Origin of the sequence: Pollutimonas nitritireducens (genome assembly GCF_002849615.1) — a bacterium.
Lineage (GTDB): Bacteria > Pseudomonadota > Gammaproteobacteria > Burkholderiales > Burkholderiaceae_B > Pollutimonas > Pollutimonas nitritireducens.
Window position 1 is genome coordinate 65,597 of sequence record NZ_PDNV01000009.1, and the last position, 20,269, is coordinate 85,865.

The 20,269-nt window shown below is 57.0% G+C and carries 19 protein-coding genes, 2 tRNA genes and 1 riboswitch; of the genes, 18 read left to right on the forward strand and 3 right to left on the reverse strand.

Features of this window, described 5'->3' with window-relative positions; genetic code table 11:
- Nucleotides 1-41 precede the first annotated feature (41 nt).
- The gene (gene fur / locus CR155_RS14560) at nucleotides 42-467 is read right to left on the reverse strand and encodes a ferric iron uptake transcriptional regulator (protein WP_102070773.1); all 426 of its coding nucleotides are present in this window, start codon (nucleotides 465-467) and stop codon (nucleotides 42-44) included.
- 210 nt (nucleotides 468-677) lie between these two features.
- On the opposite strand from fur, the gene CR155_RS14565 reads away from it, so the two are divergent.
- Together CR155_RS14565 and dapB are read left to right on the forward strand one after the other, a co-directional pair.
- On the forward strand, nucleotides 678-1,115 hold the full coding sequence (locus CR155_RS14565) for an outer membrane protein assembly factor BamE (RefSeq protein WP_439650446.1): 438 nt from the start codon (nucleotides 678-680) through the stop codon (nucleotides 1,113-1,115).
- Between the two features lie 9 nt (nucleotides 1,116-1,124).
- Complete coding sequence (gene dapB / locus CR155_RS14570; protein WP_102070774.1) at nucleotides 1,125-1,916, forward strand: 4-hydroxy-tetrahydrodipicolinate reductase; 792 nt, start codon at nucleotides 1,125-1,127, stop codon at nucleotides 1,914-1,916.
- Here the strand turns inward: dapB and murB are convergent.
- Nucleotides 1,909-2,928, reverse strand: a complete 1,020-nt coding sequence (gene murB, locus CR155_RS14575; protein WP_102070775.1) for a UDP-N-acetylmuramate dehydrogenase — start codon at nucleotides 2,926-2,928, stop codon at nucleotides 1,909-1,911. The genes dapB and murB overlap by 8 nt on opposite strands.
- A gap of 262 nt (nucleotides 2,929-3,190) precedes the next feature.
- On the opposite strand from murB, the gene CR155_RS14580 reads away from it, so the two are divergent.
- From CR155_RS14580 to CR155_RS14620, 9 genes are all read left to right on the forward strand, one after another.
- Nucleotides 3,191-3,266, forward strand: a tRNA-Gly gene (locus CR155_RS14580).
- A 379-nt stretch (nucleotides 3,267-3,645) separates the two neighbouring features.
- Nucleotides 3,646-4,275 (forward strand): hypothetical protein, encoded by a 630-nt coding sequence (locus CR155_RS14585; RefSeq protein ID WP_102070776.1) that lies wholly within the window; start codon nucleotides 3,646-3,648, stop codon nucleotides 4,273-4,275.
- A gap of 235 nt (nucleotides 4,276-4,510) precedes the next feature.
- A riboswitch (TPP riboswitch) is annotated at nucleotides 4,511-4,623 on the forward strand.
- A gap of 159 nt (nucleotides 4,624-4,782) precedes the next feature.
- Nucleotides 4,783-5,823: a LuxE/PaaK family acyltransferase gene (locus CR155_RS14590; protein WP_102070916.1), complete on the forward strand. Its 1,041-nt coding sequence runs from the start codon at nucleotides 4,783-4,785 to the stop codon at nucleotides 5,821-5,823.
- On the forward strand, nucleotides 5,820-7,283 hold the full coding sequence (locus CR155_RS14595; protein WP_102070777.1) for an acyl-CoA reductase: 1,464 nt from the start codon (nucleotides 5,820-5,822) through the stop codon (nucleotides 7,281-7,283). Before CR155_RS14590 ends, CR155_RS14595 begins: the two co-directional genes overlap by 4 nt.
- 13 nt (nucleotides 7,284-7,296) lie before the next feature.
- On the forward strand, nucleotides 7,297-8,046 hold the full coding sequence (locus tag CR155_RS14600; RefSeq protein ID WP_102070778.1) for an ABC transporter ATP-binding protein: 750 nt from the start codon (nucleotides 7,297-7,299) through the stop codon (nucleotides 8,044-8,046).
- Nucleotides 8,043-8,837, forward strand: coding sequence for an ABC transporter permease (locus CR155_RS14605; RefSeq protein ID WP_102070779.1), 795 nt, complete (start codon nucleotides 8,043-8,045; stop codon nucleotides 8,835-8,837). Before CR155_RS14600 ends, CR155_RS14605 begins: the two co-directional genes overlap by 4 nt.
- Nucleotides 8,834-9,847, forward strand: a complete 1,014-nt coding sequence (locus CR155_RS14610) for an ABC transporter substrate-binding protein (protein WP_102070780.1) — start codon at nucleotides 8,834-8,836, stop codon at nucleotides 9,845-9,847. The genes CR155_RS14605 and CR155_RS14610 overlap by 4 nt, the downstream gene beginning before the upstream one ends.
- Nucleotides 9,848-9,869: 22 nt before the next feature.
- Nucleotides 9,870-10,637 carry a 3-oxoacyl-ACP reductase gene (locus tag CR155_RS14615; protein ID WP_102070781.1) on the forward strand — a complete coding sequence of 256 codons (768 nt, stop codon included), beginning with the start codon at nucleotides 9,870-9,872 and terminating at the stop codon, nucleotides 10,635-10,637.
- A gap of 75 nt (nucleotides 10,638-10,712) precedes the next feature.
- A tRNA-Cys gene (locus tag CR155_RS14620) sits at nucleotides 10,713-10,786 on the forward strand.
- Nucleotides 10,787-10,874: 88 nt separating this feature from the next.
- Here the strand turns inward: CR155_RS14620 and CR155_RS14625 are convergent.
- Nucleotides 10,875-11,171 carry a hypothetical protein gene (locus tag CR155_RS14625; RefSeq protein WP_102070782.1) on the reverse strand — a complete coding sequence of 99 codons (297 nt, stop codon included), beginning with the start codon at nucleotides 11,169-11,171 and terminating at the stop codon, nucleotides 10,875-10,877.
- Between the two features lie 549 nt (nucleotides 11,172-11,720).
- Between CR155_RS14625 and nusG the strand changes: the two genes are divergently transcribed.
- The 7 genes from nusG (at nucleotide 11,721) to CR155_RS21285 (ending at nucleotide 20,248) form a co-directional block, all read left to right on the forward strand.
- Nucleotides 11,721-12,326 carry a transcription termination/antitermination protein NusG gene (gene nusG / locus CR155_RS14630; protein ID WP_102070783.1) on the forward strand — a complete coding sequence of 202 codons (606 nt, stop codon included), beginning with the start codon at nucleotides 11,721-11,723 and terminating at the stop codon, nucleotides 12,324-12,326.
- Between the two features lie 235 nt (nucleotides 12,327-12,561).
- On the forward strand, nucleotides 12,562-13,734 hold the full coding sequence (locus CR155_RS14635; RefSeq protein ID WP_102070917.1) for a polysaccharide biosynthesis/export family protein: 1,173 nt from the start codon (nucleotides 12,562-12,564) through the stop codon (nucleotides 13,732-13,734).
- 11 nt (nucleotides 13,735-13,745) lie between these two features.
- Nucleotides 13,746-14,189: a low molecular weight protein-tyrosine-phosphatase gene (locus tag CR155_RS14640; RefSeq protein WP_102070784.1), complete on the forward strand. Its 444-nt coding sequence runs from the start codon at nucleotides 13,746-13,748 to the stop codon at nucleotides 14,187-14,189.
- Nucleotides 14,190-14,199: 10 nt separating this feature from the next.
- Nucleotides 14,200-16,437 (forward strand): polysaccharide biosynthesis tyrosine autokinase, encoded by a 2,238-nt coding sequence (locus CR155_RS14645; RefSeq protein WP_102070785.1) that lies wholly within the window; start codon nucleotides 14,200-14,202, stop codon nucleotides 16,435-16,437.
- A complete protein-coding gene (locus tag CR155_RS14650; RefSeq protein WP_102070786.1) occupies nucleotides 16,434-17,909 on the forward strand; it encodes a lipopolysaccharide biosynthesis protein in 1,476 nt (491 codons plus the stop codon). Before CR155_RS14645 ends, CR155_RS14650 begins: the two co-directional genes overlap by 4 nt.
- A 58-nt stretch (nucleotides 17,910-17,967) precedes the next feature.
- Nucleotides 17,968-19,131 carry a polysaccharide pyruvyl transferase family protein gene (locus CR155_RS14655; RefSeq protein WP_102070787.1) on the forward strand — a complete coding sequence of 388 codons (1,164 nt, stop codon included), beginning with the start codon at nucleotides 17,968-17,970 and terminating at the stop codon, nucleotides 19,129-19,131.
- Nucleotides 19,103-20,248: a glycosyltransferase gene (locus CR155_RS21285; protein ID WP_102070788.1), complete on the forward strand. Its 1,146-nt coding sequence runs from the start codon at nucleotides 19,103-19,105 to the stop codon at nucleotides 20,246-20,248. Before CR155_RS14655 ends, CR155_RS21285 begins: the two co-directional genes overlap by 29 nt.
- The last annotated feature ends 21 nt before the right edge of the window (nucleotides 20,249-20,269 follow it).

Consider the following 20,269-nt stretch of genomic DNA (forward strand, 5'->3'; position numbering starts at 1 on the left):
GATGGTCGGTACCGCAGCGCGGCGGCCTGAGCCGTTATGCTCTATTTTGGCTGGCGTGGCGAGCACTCAGGACAAATACCGTAAAGCAGCATCGTATGGCTTTCAAGATGGAAGCCTTGGTCCCTGGCCACTTTATGCTGGCGCTTTTCGATTTCGTGGTCGGTGAACTCGACCACCTTCCCACAGTTGGTACAAATCAGGTGATCGTGATGATCTCCATCATTCAGCTCGAATACCGCCTTGCCGCCATCGAATTGGCTACGCACTAAAATGCCGGCCTGTTCGAATTGCGTAAGCACGCGATAGACTGTAGCAAGCCCGATATCGACATCTTCGGCGATCAAAGCTCGATAGACGTCCTCGGCGCTTTGATGGCGCAGGTCAGCCCGCCTGAAAATATCGAGAATCTTGAGGCGCGGGAACGTTGCCTTCAAGCCCATATTCTTCAATTCACTTTGGTCATTCATAGCTAAAATGTCTCTGGCGGTAATGGTATTGTCCAGGCATCGGCGGGTTGCCGTACGCCCAACGCAGACTAACGCTAATATGCGTTTATTCTTAAACCTTTATGATAACGGTTTTATTCGATCTGAATATAACAGGGGCGCTTCGTGGTAACGACTGCAAAACCAATATTTTCAACATTACGCACCGGTATGGCGGTAAGTGTACTTGCCATGGCTCTTTCCGCCTGCGGGACGACCAACTGGGGCTTTCCGTATCGGCCCGACGTCCAACAAGGTAACTGGATCACTTCTGAGCAAGTCGCGCAACTCCAGCAAGGCATGACTCGTGAACAGGTGCGATTCATTCTCGGCACGCCCACGCTGCAGGATATTTTCCGCAGCGACCGCTGGGATTATCCATACTTTCATAAACCCGGCTACGGCAAGGAAGAAGAGCGCAAATTCACCGTCTGGTTCGAAGGCGATAGTCTGGTACGCTGGGAAGGCGATGAGCAGCCCGGCCGGCAGCCTTTCCAAAGGACCGACACGGGCAGAGACATTCCAGGCACCGAATCGCAGAGGGGCGATGCCAACGCAGCCGGCGACATCGTGCCAGAGGCGCAACCCGCGCCCATACCAGGCGCTAACAGCGTCGAACCGCTGCGCTAGGGAGAAACAATGCGTATTGCCATTGCAGGGGCTGACGGACGTATGGGCCGCATGCTCATTGAAGCTATTGTCGGATGCCCCGATCTGGAACTGACTGTGGCCCTCGACCGGATCGGATCATCGGCCATCGGTCAGGACGCTGGCGCTTTCCTGGGCCACGACACCGGTGTGTCCATTACTGCCGACCTCGATGCCTTGGCGCAGGCCGATTGCCTCGTCGACTTTACCCGTCCCGAAGGGACGCTACTGCATCTGCAGGCCTGCGTAAAGCACGGCGTGAAATGCGTCATTGGAACGACGGGCTTTTCCGACGAAGGCAAGCAGGCTATACAGGCGGCGAGCCGGAAGGTAGCGATTGTTTTCGCGCCGAACATGAGCGTCGGCGTCAATGCCACGCTGAAATTGCTCGACATGGCTGCCCGCTTGCTCAATACCGGCTATGACGTGGAAGTGTTCGAAGCGCACCATCGCAACAAAGTCGACGCTCCGTCCGGAACGGCGCTGGCCATGGGCGCAACGGTTGCTTCGGCATGGGGAAAGAACCTCGATGACGTCGCCGACTGGGCTCGTCATGGCGAAACCGGTGCACGCGAAACCGGGCATATCGGTTTTTCAGTGCTGCGTGGTGGAGATATCGTGGGTGACCATACCGTGTATTTCTGCGGCACCGGTGAACGCATCGAAATCTCGCATAAATCCAGCAGCCGCGCCACCTACGCCCAAGGCAGCCTGCGTGCGGTACGCTATCTGGCGCGCAAGCAATTCGGCTTGTTCGACATGCAGGACGTCCTGGCTAGCTGACCGGTACTGGCTCCTGCTCAAGCAGCACGCCGAAGCGGCTCATGACATCGTCTTGTATCAACTTGGCAAGTCGTTTGATGTCCTGAGCCGTCGCCCCGCCATAATTGACCAGCACCAGGGCCTGACGTTCGTGCACGCCAACGGAGCCGACACGGCGCCCTTTCCATCCGGCACGATCAATCAGCCATCCCGCAGCCAGCTTGTACAGCCCACCATCCTGGGGATAGGCGACTACTCCGGCCACCATGCTCTTGAGGGACTCATACTGCGCCAGCGTAACAATGGGATTCTTGAAGAAGCTGCCAGCATTACCCAGCAACGTGGGATCGGGCAGCTTTTCTCGCCGAATTTCGCACACCGCATCGAAAATCTGTTTCGGCGTGACCGAGGCCGCAGCCTTTTCCAGAACAGGATGCCGCCGTAAATCGGGATAGTCGAGTACCGCATGCCAGCGCCTCGGCAATTTGAAACGGACCTTCAGAATTAACCACCGACCGGGTTTGGCCTGTTTGAAGAAGCTATTCCGGTATGAAAACTGGCAATCGGCGGCGTCCATGTCGACCAACCGGGCATCGAGCATGTCCCACGCAACCAGGCTATGAAAGCGCTGGTCCAGTTCGACGCCATAGGCACCGATATTCTGGACGGGCGCCGCACCAACCGTGCCGGGTATAAGCGCCAGGTTTTCAAGTCCATTCCAACCCCGCCCCACACAGCCCGATACGAACTTATGCCAATTCTCCCCAGCATGCGCCTCGATGATCAATTCGTCATTGGTTTCACTATGGACGCTTACACCTGCGGATTCCACCTTTATCACCAGGCTTTCCAGATCGCGCTCCATGACCACATTGCTGCCGCCGCCCAATACAAACGCTCTCGGATACGCGCGGCATATCTCGGAAAGCGCACGCAATTGGCTGGTCGAACGATAGCGGGTCATTGCTGCTGCGTGAGCGGGCAATCCCAGTGTGTTGGATGAAAGGAGGTCGAAACCAGAGATTTCCAGCAAATTAAGCCCCGGAGTAAAGTGCTATTTGACAGTGCCCCATGCACCTGTGCTATTATTTTGTTCTTCGCTAAATATTACTAGATTTTTAACGAGCTTTTTGGTCTTACGCAAGCGGCATGGCAGCATTACTGAACGCCAGGCATCTGCCGAAACCAGCAAATCAAGCTGATTTGCGCAACGTAGAAAAAACAGTTAATATGCGTGACTTCTTACAAAGCGGTTCTAAACAAACCTCTTTGTAAGCGTTAAATGCAGTACCCAAGCGGGAATAGCTCAGTTGGTAGAGCGCAACCTTGCCAAGGTTGAGGTCGCGAGTTCGAGCCTCGTTTCCCGCTCCAAAATTTTTGTTCATGGACTTGCAGTGATGTCCATGGATGATTCCGAAAAAGGTCGAAAACTTCGCGTTTCGGCCTTTTTTTCGTCCAGCGAGGTCTACTGATGCCTAGCGCTACCGAACAATTCCGATCGCCCAATCACCTCTCGCCCGCTTTCCACAACTGATACAATCCTCAACAACCGGAGCCGGCCATCTGGATCAAGGCCAAAATTGAGGCTAAACTGCCCACGTGAGGCATCGCAACCTGTTCAACATCAACATGATGCAGACTCGATGTACGTCTCATTTCCCGCTACAAATTCCAAAAAGGCCCAAACTGAAGTTTGGGCCTTTTGTTTGGTGTGCCGGCGTTTCGGTGGGACGATGTAGGAATATGAGCAATGGAAACTGTATTAACCCTGTTGATGGTCGTCGCGGTATGGCAGCTGTTGCGCGTGCGTTACCAGCGTACGCATATTGCCTTGCTGGGGCATCATTTGGCCAGTTTGCAGCTTGAGCGCCACATAGAAACGCTAACGCAGGGCCACACCCGCGCCATTCAAGAGAAGGATGAAACACGCCAAATCCAGGTACTGGAAACCTTCGGCCTGACCGAACGCGCAGTGGCAGCACAGGTACAGTCGCTAGCCGACGCCATGCAGAAGGAAAGCGCGCAGGACACCAGCATGAGTGCCCTCCCCTTTTGCGTGCCTTACGCCGAGCGTTTTCTTCCCTCAGCGCTGCGGGATTTTCGCAAGCTTCTGCACATCCATGCAGCCGGCTTGCGCCATGCGTTGGACAACGAAGGCCGCTGGGATGCGAAAACCCGCGCCTACCACCTCTCGGCGGAGTTGTATCTACTGCAGCATAGCTGCCACTGGTTCTGCAAATCGCGCGCTGTAGCCAATGCGCGCTTGCTGTTGCGGCATCAAGTCAATCACCAGAAAGTACTGGAGTCGGTGACCGCCATGACCCGCGCGTCTTATCTGCAATGGGTGCAGGATGCTCCTTCCGGACCTGCCGTGCATTAATCCGGGCGCAGACACTACCAAGGACCTGCTCTTGCCACTGTTCGCAGCCCCGCGTCATCAGGCCTGAAAGTCGAGGCTAGTTTCGGGCACTACAAGCAGATTGAGACCCTGGCACGGTAGAATCCCGACATTGCCTTACCGATCGGGTACCGATTCGACTTAGCGCCGACCGCTATGTTGAGACCATGCCAAGCGCGCGTCCTCGCCGATCAGGGAGGGAGCAATGTGTATAATCGGCAATGCTCCGGGGTGTGTTGCAGCCTGAAAGGGCGGACACTGAGATGAATAGAACGAACCCGTGAACTTGAATCGGATCATACCGACGTAAGGAGAGTGAGTTGTGCAGCGGCGCGCGCAGTACAACTGCAAGCTTTGACACTATCTACGACCCTTTCGGAGCACTACGCCGGCCCTGCCGGTAACACCAACGAAAGGGCGAACGTGATAAAAGCCGATACCACCGCGCCAGGCATAGCGCCGGAAATTCTGACAGACCTGCTGAAATTCATGAGCCGGCCCCAAGGCGGCGACGACGAATTCAATGCCATTGCCCTGCGACTATTCACCCACCAGTTTCGACACAACCTGGTATTCCAGCACTATTGCCAGCAACAGGGAAAAACGGCACGAACAGTAAAGCACTGGCGCGACATTCCTGCCGTCCCCATCAATGCCTTCAAGGACCTGACGCTTAGTTGCGTGCCGCCAGAACGTTGCGAACGGGTTTTCATGACCAGCGGCACCACGCGAATAGATAGCAAGGGCCGTCATTACCATCCTCACTTGCGCGTATACGATCACTCCATGAAGCTGCACTTTGCAGAGCGCTTCATGCGTGGAGAGAAACGACTGCGCATGGGCATCCTGTTTCCAACAGGAAACATGATGCCCAATTCGTCCCTGGCACACTATCTCGGTTTGGCGCTACACGAGTTTGGGGCTGACGGCAGCAGCTACTTCATCGGCCCCAAGGGCATGGACACCGAACGCCTATGCGAAACGTTGGCTCAGGTGCAGCGCGATGGCGAACCTTACGCCCTGCTCGGCGCCAGCTACAGCTTCGTTCATCTTATGGACGAGTTGCAACAGCAGGGCCTGGGATTTTCCTTAGCGCCAGGCAGCCGCTTGTTCGATACCGGCGGGTTCAAAGGTCAATCCCGCGAATTAGCGGCGGACGAATTTTATCGCCAACTCAGTGCAAGCTTTGGGGTGCCTGCCAGCGCGTGCTTCAACATGTACGGCATGACCGAACTCAGCACCCAATTCTATGACAATGGCAACGCCACGCAGCCGACGGTGAAGTCGGGGCCGCACTGGATACGGTCGCGTACCGTAGATCCCATCACCGGACAAGACGTGCCGGCAGGCGAACGCGGCGTGCTGGTGCATTGCGACTTGGCGAACTTCAACTCGGTAACCACCATTCTTACCGAGGATGTGGGCGAAACAGTCGACGGCGGCTTCATGCTGTTGGGGCGAGCTCAAGGTGTCCAGGCCAAGGGGTGCTCCATGGCAATGGATGCATTTTTGCAGGCGGCAAGGGCATGAAACCCGCGCTCAAGACCGTAGCTGGCTATATTCCCGGCATCTCGGCCAGCGCTTTAGCCTGGGAAACGCTGACTTTCGAGGCCCATGGACAGCGGCTGGAGGTGGCTTTGCCCAGGCTTACGCCATCGCAATTGAAAGCGGCGGCCACCACGGTAAGCGCGGCCGCACGGGACCACTTGGCCTCATTGCCTGTTCTGGAAGTTGTAGACATTATCGATCGCGCCATAGCACGCATGCTGGACGCCAGCGATCCCGGCCGTCAGGAAATCGAACGCATGCTGTCGGTCGTTAGCGGCTTCGATCCCGAGATGGTGAGACTGGGCATCAATGCCAGCCTGAAGGCCTTTCGCCGACCACAATTGCTGCGCTTTCTTGTCGAAGATTTTGGCGACCCAGGCCTACTTGACGACTTCCGCCCTCGGGCAAAAGGTGGCTGGACACGCGCCTACGGCCCTGCGTTGCTGGGGCATGTATGGGCCGGAAACGTCCCCGGCCTGCCGCTATGGAGCATGGTGTCCGGACTGTTGGTGAAAGCCGGCAATGTAGGGAAAGTATCCAGCGACGAACCCCTGTTCGCGAGTTGGTTCGCACGCACGCTTGCCGAGGTTGAGCCGCGGCTCGCCAGTGTTTTCGCCATCGTCTGGTGGCCAGGGGGTGAAACAGCGCTGGAACAGACGCTATGCCGGCACGCGGACGTGCTGACGGTATATGGCGGCGATGCGGCGCTTGCCGCCTGGCAGCGCCAGTTGCCTGTAGGCAAGCGCTTGCTGTCCCACGGCCACAAGTTCAGCGCCGGCCTGATATCGGCCACCGCCCTGGATACCAGGCAATCCCAGCTTATGGCCAGGCAAGCCGCATTGGACATCGTACGGTGGGATCAACAAGGCTGCTATTCACCACAAATTTTTTACGTCGAGCGAGGCGCCCAGGTTTCTCCACACGAGTTCGCCTGGCAACTTGCCGGCGAGATGGCCGCACTGCAACATGCATTTCCACGCCGCGCCTTGTCGCTGGAAGAGTCCGCCGCCGCAGCCAATTGGCGACAGACTCTCGGACTACACCAACTGCGAGGCGAGAATATCGAATTGCTGGGGCCAGTGGACGCGCCTTGGTGCGTGGCTTATATCGACGAGCCCCAGACGCCTCCGCCGGGCGCATCAAATCGCACGGCATGCGTCGTGGCGGTCGACACCCTTGACGACGCCGCGCTTCGGCTAGGCAGCCAGAGCGCCTTTCTGCAAACAGTGGGGCTGGCTGCCAGTCCTGAGGAGTTGTTCCGCCTGGCACCTTTGATCGCGCAGGCGGGCGCCACCCGTATCTGCGCATTGGGCGCTATGACAATGCCTGCGGCCGCCTGGCATCATGACGGGCGCTTCAGCATGCTGGACCTTGTCCGCATGGTCGATATCGAAGCCTCGGCGGAACAGGCCGCCGAGGCTTTGGCCTTATACAGGGATTGAATACCAGATCGCTATGGACGACGTTTTCTTAAGTATGCGCCAGGTCAGCTATCGCTACCCTGATGCGCCGGTCGCAGTCAGCGATGTAGATTGGCTCATGCCGGCGGGTGCCTTTCATTGCTTGCTGGGGCGCAGCGGCTGTGGCAAATCGACGCTGCTGAAACTGGCCTCGGGGCTGCTGCTGCCGGAGGCCGGCAGTGTGTCGCTCGAAGGCCAGCCAGTGTGCGGCCCCAGCCCGGCTACGGGTTTCGTGTTCCAGGCCCCCACATTGCTGGAATGGCTGAGCGTACTCGAGAATGTGTTGCTGCCAGTGTCCCTGCAACGCTCGCCCGATGCCGCCGATACCGCGCATGCGCAAGCACTGCTCGATGAACTGAGCCTGGAAACAATGCATGATCGGTATCCGCGTCAGCTTTCGGGCGGCCAGCAAAGCCGGGTAGCGATCGCACGGGCCCTACTCACGCAACCGCGACTGTTGCTGATGGACGAACCCTTTGCAGCACTCGATGCACTGACACGCGAAGAACTTCAGGATATTTTGCTTGCGGTCTGCCGCCAGCATGGCACCTCGGTCCTGTTCGTCACGCACGACATCGCCGAAGCTGTCTACCTTGCCGATCGCGTGGCCGTGATGAACAGGGGTCGCATCGCCTGCGAGAAATCGATAGCACTGGCTCGCCCCCGATCACCCGGGCTGCGACACAGTACGCAATTCAATGCGATCTGCGCCAGCCTGCGGCAGGTCATGGATACGACACAATGAAAGTGAAAGCAGGCCTCTGGAAATCGTCACGGATCTGGTCGCTGACGCTGCTGCTGGCTGTCCTGGTGGTGTGGGAATGGACTGCTGCCGCATTTGCGTGGTCGGATCTCGTGCTGCCGGCACCATCCACGGTAGTGCGGTCTCTATGGCGGGGACTGTCTTCGGGCTACTTCTGGCCGCACATTGCACAAACCACACTGGAAGTCATCGCGGGACTGGCGCTTGGAGGATTATTCGGATTCGTCTGCGGGCTGTTGCTGGGTGAATCCGCCTTCGGTCGTCGCGTGTTCATGCCTTATGTCGTGGCCAGCCAAGTCATGCCCAAGCTCGCGCTTGCACCACTGCTGACCGTTTGGCTGGGCTTTGGCACGCTGCCTATGGTGGTCATTACCGCACTGGTCTGTTTCTTCCCCTTGCTGGAAAGCACAATGACCGGCATCGGCCAAACGGACTTATCCCGCCGGGAACTGTTTCGCATGCTGGGCGCCACACGCTGGCAAACCTTGTGGCGTCTCCATGTACCGACAGGGCTGCCGGTCATACTTGCGGGACTGCGCATGGCAGTCGTCCTGGCGCTGGTCGGGGCTGTAGTGGGCGAATTCATAGGCGGCAGCCAAGGGTTGGGCGCGCTCATCATCGCTGCGCAAGGTTCCATGGACACGCCACTGATGTTTGCCGTGCTCACGCTCATTACCCTTGAAGGTTTGTTGCTTTATCTTGCCGCCGTGTGGGTGCAAAAGCGACTGCTGCGCCCCTACGCCATCACCTATCCAGGACATCAACGATCATGACACTCATACGAACGCTATTTCCGCGGTGCCTGGCGACGCTAGGCGCGGGCATTGCCCTGGCGCTTGTTATGCAAGCCAGCTGGGCCCAGGCTCCAGAGCTTGAAAAATTCACGCTGGCGGGCTGGAGCAAACCTATCACCGAGATCACCAATTTGCTGGCTGAGCCGGACATGGGTTTTTTTCGGGATCAAGGCCTAGCGCTGAGTTATCTTCCCGGCGCGGGGGGTGGCGATGCCCTGCGCAACCTATTAAGCGGTCAGGCCGATGTCGCGTTCACCGATCCCGGTTCCTTCTTTGCGGCGCTGGATAAAGGCGCCAAGCTACGCGCCATTTATGACATCTACCCACAAAATGTATTCAATGTCGTGTCGCTGGCGTCCAGCGGCATCACCAAGCCATCCGACCTCAAGGGCAAGCGAATTGGCGTGTATAGTCTCTCGAGCGGCACTCGGCAAAATTTGCAGATTCTTTTGCAACAGGTCGGGCTAGGCGAGGCCGACGTGACAGTTGTGGTGACTGGCCTGCTCAATTTCATCCCGCTTATACAGCGTCAGGTCGATGCCACGGCCGCCACCGACACCGGCCTGGCCCTTGCCCGGCAGCGTGGTTTGGGGGCCGTCAATGTGATCGAGGTCGCGAAATATTTGAACTATTCCAGCGATTTGTTCGTGGTGCGCGAATCCACCTACCAGCACGACAAGGACAAGCTGCGCCGCTTCATTGCCGCCTACCGCCGCAGCGCCGAATGGATGATCAGCGAACCTGAACGCGCAGCGCAGTTGGCGGTACGGCGCGCCATCGATGGGCAAGACCCGGCGCTGAACGCGGAAATCATCGCAATACGCAATCGCGCCAGCGTCTCTGACTTGACACGCCGGCTGGGCCTGGGCGTACTTGACCTGGATACGCTGCAAGCAGCGGCCGACGCTTACCTCAAACTGAATTTGATCAGCCGGGCCATCACAATACGCGACGTCGTAGGTTTGGATTTGACTCCCCGCATTGAATAAAGACCGGAAACAGGAAACAGACATGGATTTCAAAAACAAAGTTGTGCTCGTGACCGGCGCCGGCCGGGGCATAGGCGCCGCCATCGCCATGGCCTTTGCCCGCGAAGGCGCTTTGGTTGTGGTCAATTACCTGCGCAACGAAGATGCCGCAGACCAAGTCGTCGATCGCTGCAAAGAATCGGGCGGCGACGCCTGGGCCATAAGGGCCGACGTGATGGACCCGGCGGCAGTGGAAGGCATGATCGCGCAAGTGCTTGTGGAAACCGGCCGCATCGATGCTGTCGTCAATAATGCCTTTCGCGCGTATCGGTTCAACCCCGATCATCGGCGCCGTTTCCAGGAACTGGACTGGGGCGCATATCAAGAACAATTCAACGGTGCCGTGCAAAGCGCCTGCAATGTATGCAAGGCAGTCCTGCCCCATATGCGCCAACGCGCCAGCGGAAGTATTGTGAATATATCCAGTGATCTGGTGGAACACCCCGTGGTGCCCTACCATGACTATGCGACGGCGAAGGCGGCACTGGTCGGTTTCAGCCGCCACCTGGCCGCTGACTTGGGTCCTTATGGCATACGGGTCAATTGCGTCGCACCGGGATTGGTGTGGCCCACGGATGCCAGCCGGGAAACCCGCGAGTCGATACGTGAACAACTGGCCGGGCAAACGCCGCTGCGTCGCATTGCCACCCCGGAAGATGTGACAGGGCCGGTGATGTTTCTGGCCTCTGACTGGAGCCGCTTCATGACGGGCCAGGTACTTTATGTGGATGGCGGCCTGGTGATGCGTTAAGGTTGGCCTGCGGTAACGGATCCCGCCAGAATCATGTACAATCCTGGGCTTGGCTCCAATTCTTCGTAGCCAAACGGCGCAATGGCAGAGTGGTCATGCAGCGGATTGCAAATCCGTCCACCCCGGTTCGATTCCGAGTTGCGCCTCCAAAACACCAGTCGGCATCAAAAAAAACCTGCTCGGCCTTTGCCTGCAGGTTTTTTTAATTATGTGCCAATACGTGCTGTCGGATCACCGCTAAATGAGCTGCGAAATTCCTATTGATATCAGCCCGCCCAGCGCCATCGCCGCGACACAGCCCAGCTTGACGGCGCCTGTGTCGACATAGTCATACAACGCTTTCATGGCAACAACCAACGCAAGACTGCCCAGTACGATCGCGGTGCCCTCGGGAAGCAGGAAAGCGGCCAAGGCAACCCCGGCAAAAAAATGGCACAACATATGCAGCGTCCGGGCCACCATGCGATCTCTCGTTTGGAAAGAAACGGCTCCCCATCGAGCCTTGTATGCGAAATCGAGCTTGGAATTGATCATAGAATATTCAGCCGTTGGCGCTGTTAGGAAAAGGGGGCAAATGGACACCTGGTGCCGTGGGAGACAGTCGGGTTTACACCAATATAGAACAACAAGAAGCTACAGTATCGGTAATTTGGCCGGCTGCATACCAAGCCGTTCAGCCTAGTGATGATACGTCGAAAATGTCACATATAGTAGCTTTAGCAAATAATAATACATGATTGTGGTTACTTTTATACAGTTTAGACGACTCGAAGCGCCAGTTCTTTAGTCCATTTATCCTATAAATAACCGATGCCTATAGCATAAACAATGCCTGTCCAGGGCGTGTCGGTCAATTGTAAATTCGGGGCCACGATAACCCTTGCTTTTCATCCAACCGTAATAAGTCGGTTCTATTACGTCGAATCGGTCCGCATTACGCCGCCAATACCGCAATAGTGTTCCGTTGTAATCGCTCGCGGTTTGTTACAGGCGCTCCAATCCCCTCTGATAAAGTGCAACGTCACGGAATAATTGCTGCCGCCTGCCACGCATATGCAGCTCTTTGAATAGGAAGGATGCGAATTGCTTTGTAAACAGGACAGACATCCTACAGACGACTTTCCCAAAGCGGCCACTGCCCATGCAGCGACGCTTCAGGACCGGAGTGACAGTTGGTATGTCGTGTATACCAAGCCCCGGCAAGAGTCAGTAGCGGAGTTCAACCTTCAGTGCCAAGAGTTTGAAACCTACCTGCCACTATTCAAAGTAATCAAGAAGGCAGCGCTGGCGGATCGGCAGACTCAAGATGCTCTCGAACCATCCACCGTCTATGAGCCAATGTTTCCCCGGTATTTGTTCTTCAAGCCGGCCAACCAGAGGCAGTCCATTGCCGCCGCGCGATCGAGCCGCGGGGTTCAAGGCCTGGTGACATTCGGCGCCGAACTGGCGATGGTTCAACCGAATGTGGTGCGAGCTATCCGGGAGCTTGAGGCAGAGCGCAACAGCGCAGACATCACCGGTATCACTCCCTTCCAGCCCGGACGTCGCGTGCGCTTGCGCGACACTGCCCTGGAGGGCATGGAAGGCGTCGTTCATGCAGTAGGAGCCAAACGCGTTGTGCTACTGATGACTATTCTGGGCCGGAAAAAGACACTCAAAGTGACGCACGGCCAGTTGGAACTTGTGTAGATCTACCGAGCTGTTTGATCGTATCGACGCTAGCCTTGCAGCAGCATTTATCAGTACTGCCTTGTATTGGGAGAGTCTTGTGCATCGCCTCGCGAACGAGGGCGAGGCACAGGCGCTCCCACCACCGGATATTGGAATAAGGGGTGGCACCACAATGTGTTTCTTGCCTGATATGGCGAAAAACACTGCGGTAGCCTGCCCGGCCGTTTTAAATCATGTTTTTAAAGCTCATTTGATGAAAGTATCGTTTGCAAGCCAGGTGCCTGGTTTTCGTGCCCGTTGTGCCAAGTTAAGTTCAGTGGTGGGACTGTCCGTCCTGCTCTCGGCATGCGCGTTCGCTCCCGGCATGCACATGGGCGACCCCGTGGATGACAAAGCGGCGATAGAAGCGGACGCCGCTCCCGCCGGCGCGCTCACCTCCATAACGGGCGAGCTCATCGTGAAACAACGCCAAACTCAGGCGAAAGAAGTCAAGAAGGAAGTAAAGCGCCTATTCGGTGTTGGCAAATCCTACACAATAGGGCCGGGCGACATTGTCAATATTGTAGTGTGGGGCCACCCTGAACTGGCGCTCGCCCCCGCCACATCGAACCGCAGCATGGGTTCCTCCAGCCAAGCCGACGTCGGTAATGGCTACAACGTGAATCCGGACGGCACGATCCAGTTCCCCTTCGTGGGTCCGGTCAAGATTTCTGGTCTGACCGAAAACCAGGCACGCGATCTCCTTACCCGGCGCATTTCGAAATACATCAAGGATCCGCAGATTACTGTCCGGGTCCAGGCCTATCGTAATGACCGCGTATATATAGACGGTGAAGTACGTGTGCCCGGATTGCAAACGTTGGATGACATACCCATGACGTTGCCGGAGGCCATCAATCGCGCTGGGGGATTCACGCCCGAGGCGGATCGCTCGACGCTGATTCTTACCCGCAAAAACACATCGATAGAAATCAATCTACCCCAGCTGACACGGCTGGGCGTGAACCCCAACCGCATCATGTTGGCGGATGGAGACCTGCTCCGTGTCGTGAGTCGGAATGAATCGAAGATTTTCGTCCTGGGCGAGGTTTCCACGCCACGCGCGCTGCAAATGCAGGACGGCCGCTTGTCACTGACTGAAGCGCTTGGAGAAGCTGGCGGCGCAAGTCCACTGACGGCCGATGCCGGCCAGATATATGTCATACGCAAGGTCCCTCATGAAAAAGATGCCGAGGAAAAGGCGGAGATCTATCACCTGGATGCGGCATCGCCTTCCGCATTCATGTTGGCCAACGATTTCCAGCTCAAGGCCCGCGACGTTGTCTACATAGACGCAGCACCCGTCGTTCGCTGGCACCGTGTGATCGGAAATCTGCTGCCCAGCTATGACAGCCTGCTCATTAACACCCGAAACACCACCAAGTAGGTCGCGATCTCATGGAAAACATCCTTCTCGTCTGCGTCGGCAATATCTGTCGCAGCCCGGTTGCCGAAGCCATGCTCAAGGTGCAATTGCCAGACAGGAATATCTGGTCAGCGGGGCTTTCGGCGCTGGTAGGCAAGCCGGCCGATCCGCTGGCGCAGTCCATCGCTGCGGAACACGGACTGGACATATCGGCTCATCGCGCCCAGCAGCTGACGAAATGGATGTGCGAGACAGCGGATCTTCTGCTGGTCATGGAAGACGGCCACAGGCAGGAACTGGAAGCACAGCATCCGCTGGCCCGCGGAAAAATCCACTGTCTCGGCGATCTGGGACTGGGCACTGTACGGCAAATTGCCGATCCATACCGGAAACCGAGAGCGGCATTCGAGATTGCCCATGCGGAAATCGAGCGCGGCGTCAATTTTTGGGCCGAACGCATCAGGCTATTGAGTTAAGAGATAATGAATGACCACACCTAACGACAACGGGACTGCCGCGCTATCCGAGCTGCGCGAGAATGACGACTTTGACTTTCTTGGATTGCTCGACGTCATCATTGAAGCTCGATGGCTGATCATTTTCGTGGCCCTAATCACTGCGGCGCTCGGGGGCATCTATGCTTTCCTAAGCCAACCGGTGTATCAGGCCGACAGTCTCATTCAGGTTGAACAAAGTCAGGGAACCAGCACCAATCTGTTAAGCGAGATGTCTTCGCTTTTTGATGTGCAATCACCCGCTTCCGCGGAAATAGAGATACTCAGATCCCGTCTCGTGGTGGGCCAGGCTGTGGACAATCTCCAACTGTATATCAGCGCCGGTCCGCATTACCTCCCTTTTGTCGGCCCTTGGCTGGCGGCGCGCGCCAACTCTCTTTCAAATCCCGGTTTCATGGGGTTTGGCGGCTATGTATCCGGAACCGAGGCAATACGCCTGGGACATCTGGATGTGCCCTCGCAGCTGGAAGGACAAAGTTTGACAGTACGGGTGACAGCCAACGGCTATGAATTGCGGGATAGCAATGGACAAAAGCTGGTCGACGGCAAAGTCGGTGTTTCGGCCGGGTTTGAATTCGCCGGCGAAGCCGGACAGATACTGATCAATTCGCTGGAAGGCAAACCGGGCGCCGAGTTTATGGTGCAGCGTCGCTCAAGGCTGGCCATGATTAACGGTTTGCAAGGCGGTCTGGTCATTACGGAGAAAGGCAAACAGTCGGGCGTATTGTCGCTGACCCTGGCTGGCACGGACCCAGCCAGGATCACGCGAATCCTGAATGCAGTGGGCTCGGCGTACGTCCGCCAGAATGTTGAACGAAAGGCGGCCGAAGCGGAAAAGTCGCTGGCCTTCCTCGATGATTTTCTGCCGGAACTGAAAAGAAAGATGGATGAGGCGGCAGCCAAATATACCCAGTTCCGTGACAAGCATGAAACATTCGACCTGGGCACGGAAGGCACATTGTCCTTGCATACTTCGGTCGGATTACAAACAAAACTATTCGAACTCGAGCAAGAACGGCGCGAGCTGTCCGCACAATACACCGATGTGCATCCCAGCTTGCGGGTCATCGACCAGAAGATCAGTGCCGTGAAGAAAGAGATCGCGCAGATTACCGGACAGATCAAGCAGTTGCCCGATATGGAGCAGCAGTTGCTCAACCTGACCCGTGATGTGAAAGTCAACGGCGAACTCTATGTGAATCTCCTGAATAGTGCGCAGCAGCTTAGGCTCGTCAAGGAAGGGAAAGTGGGCAATGTGCGCGTCGTGGATACCGCCGTGGTTCCAGAATTTCCCATCAAGCCGAACAGGACCATGATCCTGACCATTGCGGCACTGTTCGGCCTGGCGTTAGGCATAGGCATCGCGCTGTTGCGCAACATGATGCGCCCCGGGATCAAGGACCCAAGCGATATAGAGTCGACGTTGGGCATGCATGTATTCGCCACCGTGCCGCATTCGATTCCCCAATCCAATTTGCACAAGCTTGCGTCGGACCGTGTCCCGGGCAGCCACGTTCTTGCCCAGATATCTCCCAAGGACCCCGCAATTGAAAGCCTGCGCAGCCTGAGAACCGCCCTGCAATTCGCCATGCTGGACGCCGCCAACAACATCGTGATGTTTACGGGCCCGACGCCCAGCATCGGCAAGTCGTTCACCAGCGTCAACTTTGCCGCCGTACTGGGCGCCGCAAATAAACGCGTGCTATTGATCGATGCCGACCTGCGCAAGGGGTATATCAATCAATATTTCGGACTGGAGCGTCGCAATGGCCTAAGTGAGCTGATTGCAGGCAGTCTGCCGCTGGAGAAAGTGCTGCACAAGAACGTTGTACCCAACGTCGACCTGCTGACCACCGGGGTATTGCCCCCAAACCCTGCAGAGCTCTTGATGTCGCCCATGACCCTGTCCATATTGCGTGACCTCTCGGCCAGCTACGATGTGGTGCTGCTCGACACCAGTCCCGTGCTGGCTGTTTCAGATGCCATGGCACTTGCTCCACACGCGGGAACGGTGTTCCTCCTGGCACGCGCCGGTGTCAGCACATTGGGCGAGCTGGAAGAATCATCCAAGCGCCTGTTGCAAGCCGGCACGAGGGTCAAGGGTGTCGTCTTCAACGACCAGACGGTCAGCACCCGTCGCTACGGCTCGAAATACGGCAACTACAGGTACACCAATTATGAGTACGAGGCCGAAGGGCCAACGACGTGACAAGCCTGAATAGCAAAATCGGGGCAGGCATAGTCTGGAATCTGGCGAATATGTTCGTGAGCCGGGGAGCTTCAGTCGTTTTCACCCTATTCCTGGCAAAGTTCCTCGTTCCCGAAGCTTTCGGGCTGATGGCCATGATCGCCATTTGCTATGCGCTGGCCGATACCCTGATGACATCGGGCTTCGGCCAGGCCATCATCCGCCAGAAAACCATTACACCGCTTGACCTTTCGACCGCATTCTTCACCAATCTTGCGTTCAGTCTTCTTACCTACCTGATGATCTACCTGGCGGCGCCTTGGGCCGCCGGCTTTTACGAACAGCCGGAACTGACCATCCTGATCCGCGTGACAGGACTGGTGCTTTTCATTAACTCGCTCAAAGTGGTCCAGCTCGCGCTCTTGAACCGGAACATGGACTTCAAGTCCCTGATGCGCATCAACTCAACCGCGACCGTCTGCGCCGGACTGATCGCGGTCGCACTGGCCTACGCAGGCTTTGGGGTCTGGAGCTTGGTTGCCCAGTTCACGGTGTCGGCCCTGGTGTCCACGGCCATGCTCTGGCTCTCCAGTTCCTGGCGGCCAAGCCTGTCCTTCAGCACTGCCTCGTTCAAGTACATGTTTGGATTCGGGTCGAAGCTGACGCTGGAAAACACCTTGAATGTGCTCTACGAAAACTCGTACATCCTGGTAATCGGAAAACTGTTCAGTCCGGAGATCACAGGTCTTTACTACTTTGCCAAGCGCATCCGCGACCTGATCGTGGACCAGGCCAACAGTGCCGTCCAGCAAGCCACGTATCCGGCCATGGCCCGTATCCAGGACGACGACATCGACTTGAAAAGAATGTATCGCATGGTCATCCAACTGCTGTTCGTTGTCGTAACGCCCGGACTATTGGCCGTATCCGTGCTGGCCCGGCCACTATTCGAACTGGCCTTCAATGAGCGCTGGCTGCCTGCCGTTCCCTATCTACAGTTGCTGTGCCTGGCTGGAATCCTATTACCCATCCACACCGTCAATTTCAACATGCTCAAAGTCAAGGGACGCACGGACTTGATCCTGTATCTGGGCCTGGTGAAGAAAGGACTGCACCTTGGACTTCTGGCCGCTTCCGTGCCGTATGGCATCGAAGGAATACTGATCGGACAGATCTTTGCAGTGCTGTTGTCGTCGGCGCCATATATGTACTACTCCAGCGCCATGATCGGCTATCGAGTGGCCGAACAGGTGAAGGATATGCTCAAGCCGCTGGTCTCGGCCAGCATTGCTGCAATTGCCAGCTGGTCATTGCTGAATGCGCTGAACCTCTCGGCCGCATGGGCGTCCGTGGCCGGCGGGCTTGCCTTTTCAGCGCTCTACATCGGTATCTGCCATCTTGCCAGGATCGAAGGTTATGTACTGATCAGCAAGCGACTTAAAACCGTCCTACCCGGAATCCTGTGCAAGCGGGCTTCCAGGACGCAAGCCTGAGACGACGGGATACCGGATCACAGGGCCATCAAGAATGAGCAGGAAAAGGAACACAGAAATGGGTAAGACATTGTTTGCGGGGGAATATTCGTCCCGAAACGTGGGTGACGGAATCATAAGGTTGGCCGTCGAGCGACTCTGTCGCGACCATGCTATTGATGCGGACTTCCGGGATTTCTACGGCAGTCCGGTACAGGCAAGCAGCTTTACGCTACCCCATGGCAAGCCAAAGAAAAACACATTGAAGAAAATGTTGCTGCAGTCGGCGGCCGTCAACTACGCCATCTCGATATTGTTCTACTTCACCCGATACAAGAAGATTGCAGCCAGCTATGACACGGCGAAGTATCAGCAGGTGGTTATCGGCGGCGGAAATCTGATGATGGACAACTTCTTGAATTTCCCGCTGCTGATCCTGCGCATCGTGCAGCAATGCGAACGCAACGATATCCCCGTCAAGCTGTTCTCGGTGGGCGCGGGAAAAAAATACAGCTGGCTGGCAAAGGCGATCGTGTCCAGGATAGTGAAATCCGAGGCTGTCCGCAGCGTCATGTGCCGCGACGCTCATTCCTACGCACTCATCAGCGCAGCGGCCGGCAAGCACCATGCACACAAGGTCAAGGCCGGCTACGACAGCGCACTTTACCTGGAGAGAGAGACCGAGCACGCTCCAGGCAAGGTCGTGGGCCTCGGTGTGATTGCCCCAGACATTCTGAAATCGCTTACGCCAGAACATCCAATGTCGGACAAGCAGTACGCGCTCGGCTGGTGGGAAGCCGTGGTTCGGGCCCTTGAGCCACACGTTGGCGCCGCCAGGATCGAGGTGATCTCAAACGGCTCGAATGCGGATAATGAATTCGCGCAGGAATTGTGGACCACTCTGGAGCCCAAATTTCCAGGAATCACTGTATGCACGACCATACAGGACCCCTCGGACCTGATTCAGAAAATAGGCAGCTATCGAGCCCTGGCCGCCTACCGCATGCATGCGGCAGTCACCGCCATGGCAATGGATGTTCCAGTCGTCGGTTTTGAATGGGATCCCAAAGTCCTGCACATGTTCACTTACTGCGGCCGACCAGATGCTTGCGTATCCATGGCTCAGTTCAGCGATCGATCGGCACAAGACATCACCGCCACACTGCTCAAGGAAACGCCGGTACGGCTCGACGCTATCAGGGAAAGCCTAAGGCATGATTTTCAGACCGCGGTGGGCGCCTGAGATGATTCCTGGCACGATTGCATTATTCATTCCTTCGCTGCACGGTGGAGGGGCTGAACGCGTCATGGTGTCGCTGGCCAATGGGCTAGTGCGCCGCGGCATCCCTGTCGACCTGGTGTTGATCAAGGACGCGGGAGTCTATCGCTCGCATGTCGACTCCAGGGTCAGGGTAATCGACCTCAAGGGCAAACGCGTATTGACTAGCTTCCTCGCCGTGGCGCGATACCTCAGACGCGAACGGCCCGACGCAATGCTGTCCGCAATGAATTACGTCAATGTTGTCGCCGTGTGGGCCCGCATGTTGTCCCTCGGTAGCACGCGACTGGTCCTCTCCGAACATGCCAACTTGTCGCAAGCCCTGGCCGATACGTCCGGACTCGTTTCGAAGGTCCTTCCCTGGCTGATGGCGGTCTCGTATCGCAGGGCCGATGCGATCGTGGCTGTGTCCGATGGCGTGGCCGACGATCTTGCGGTAACCCTGGGATACCCTCGTACCGCGATCAGCACGCGCCACAATCCGATCGAGACCGACGAACTGGCGATAAAAAGCCGTGCGGTGCTGGATCACCCATGGTTCCTCGACGGCGAGCCACCGGTCATCATCGGCGTAGGGCGCCTCAGCAAGGAAAAAGACTTTCCCACGCTGATCAAGGCATTCAACTTACTACGGCCGGCAACACCGGCCCGCCTGGTCATACTGGGCGAAGGTGCGGAGCGCGCCTCGCTTGAAACGTTGATAGAGGCCTCGCCCTACCGCGCCGACATACTGCTGGGCGGGTTTCAAGATAATCCGTACAACTGGATGCATTGCGCTTCGGTGTTCGTGCTCTCTTCCCGCTGGGAAGGCTTCGGCAATGTGCTGGTCGAGGCCATGGCCTGCGGTACGCCGGTCATCAGCACAGCCTGTCCCAGTGGCCCGGAAGAAATACTGGAACACGGACGATGGGGCCGGCTGGTCCCAGTCGGCGACGCCGACGCGCTTGCCAGCGCCATCACCGACACGTTTACCGACACGTCGCCGCCCGAGGTGGAGGAACGCGCGAAAGCCTTCGGCGTCGTCCATGCGGTCGATGCCTACCTGAATGTATTGGCCCCTGAACGTTTGCGTACAGTTTGATAATCAACATGCAAGGATTTT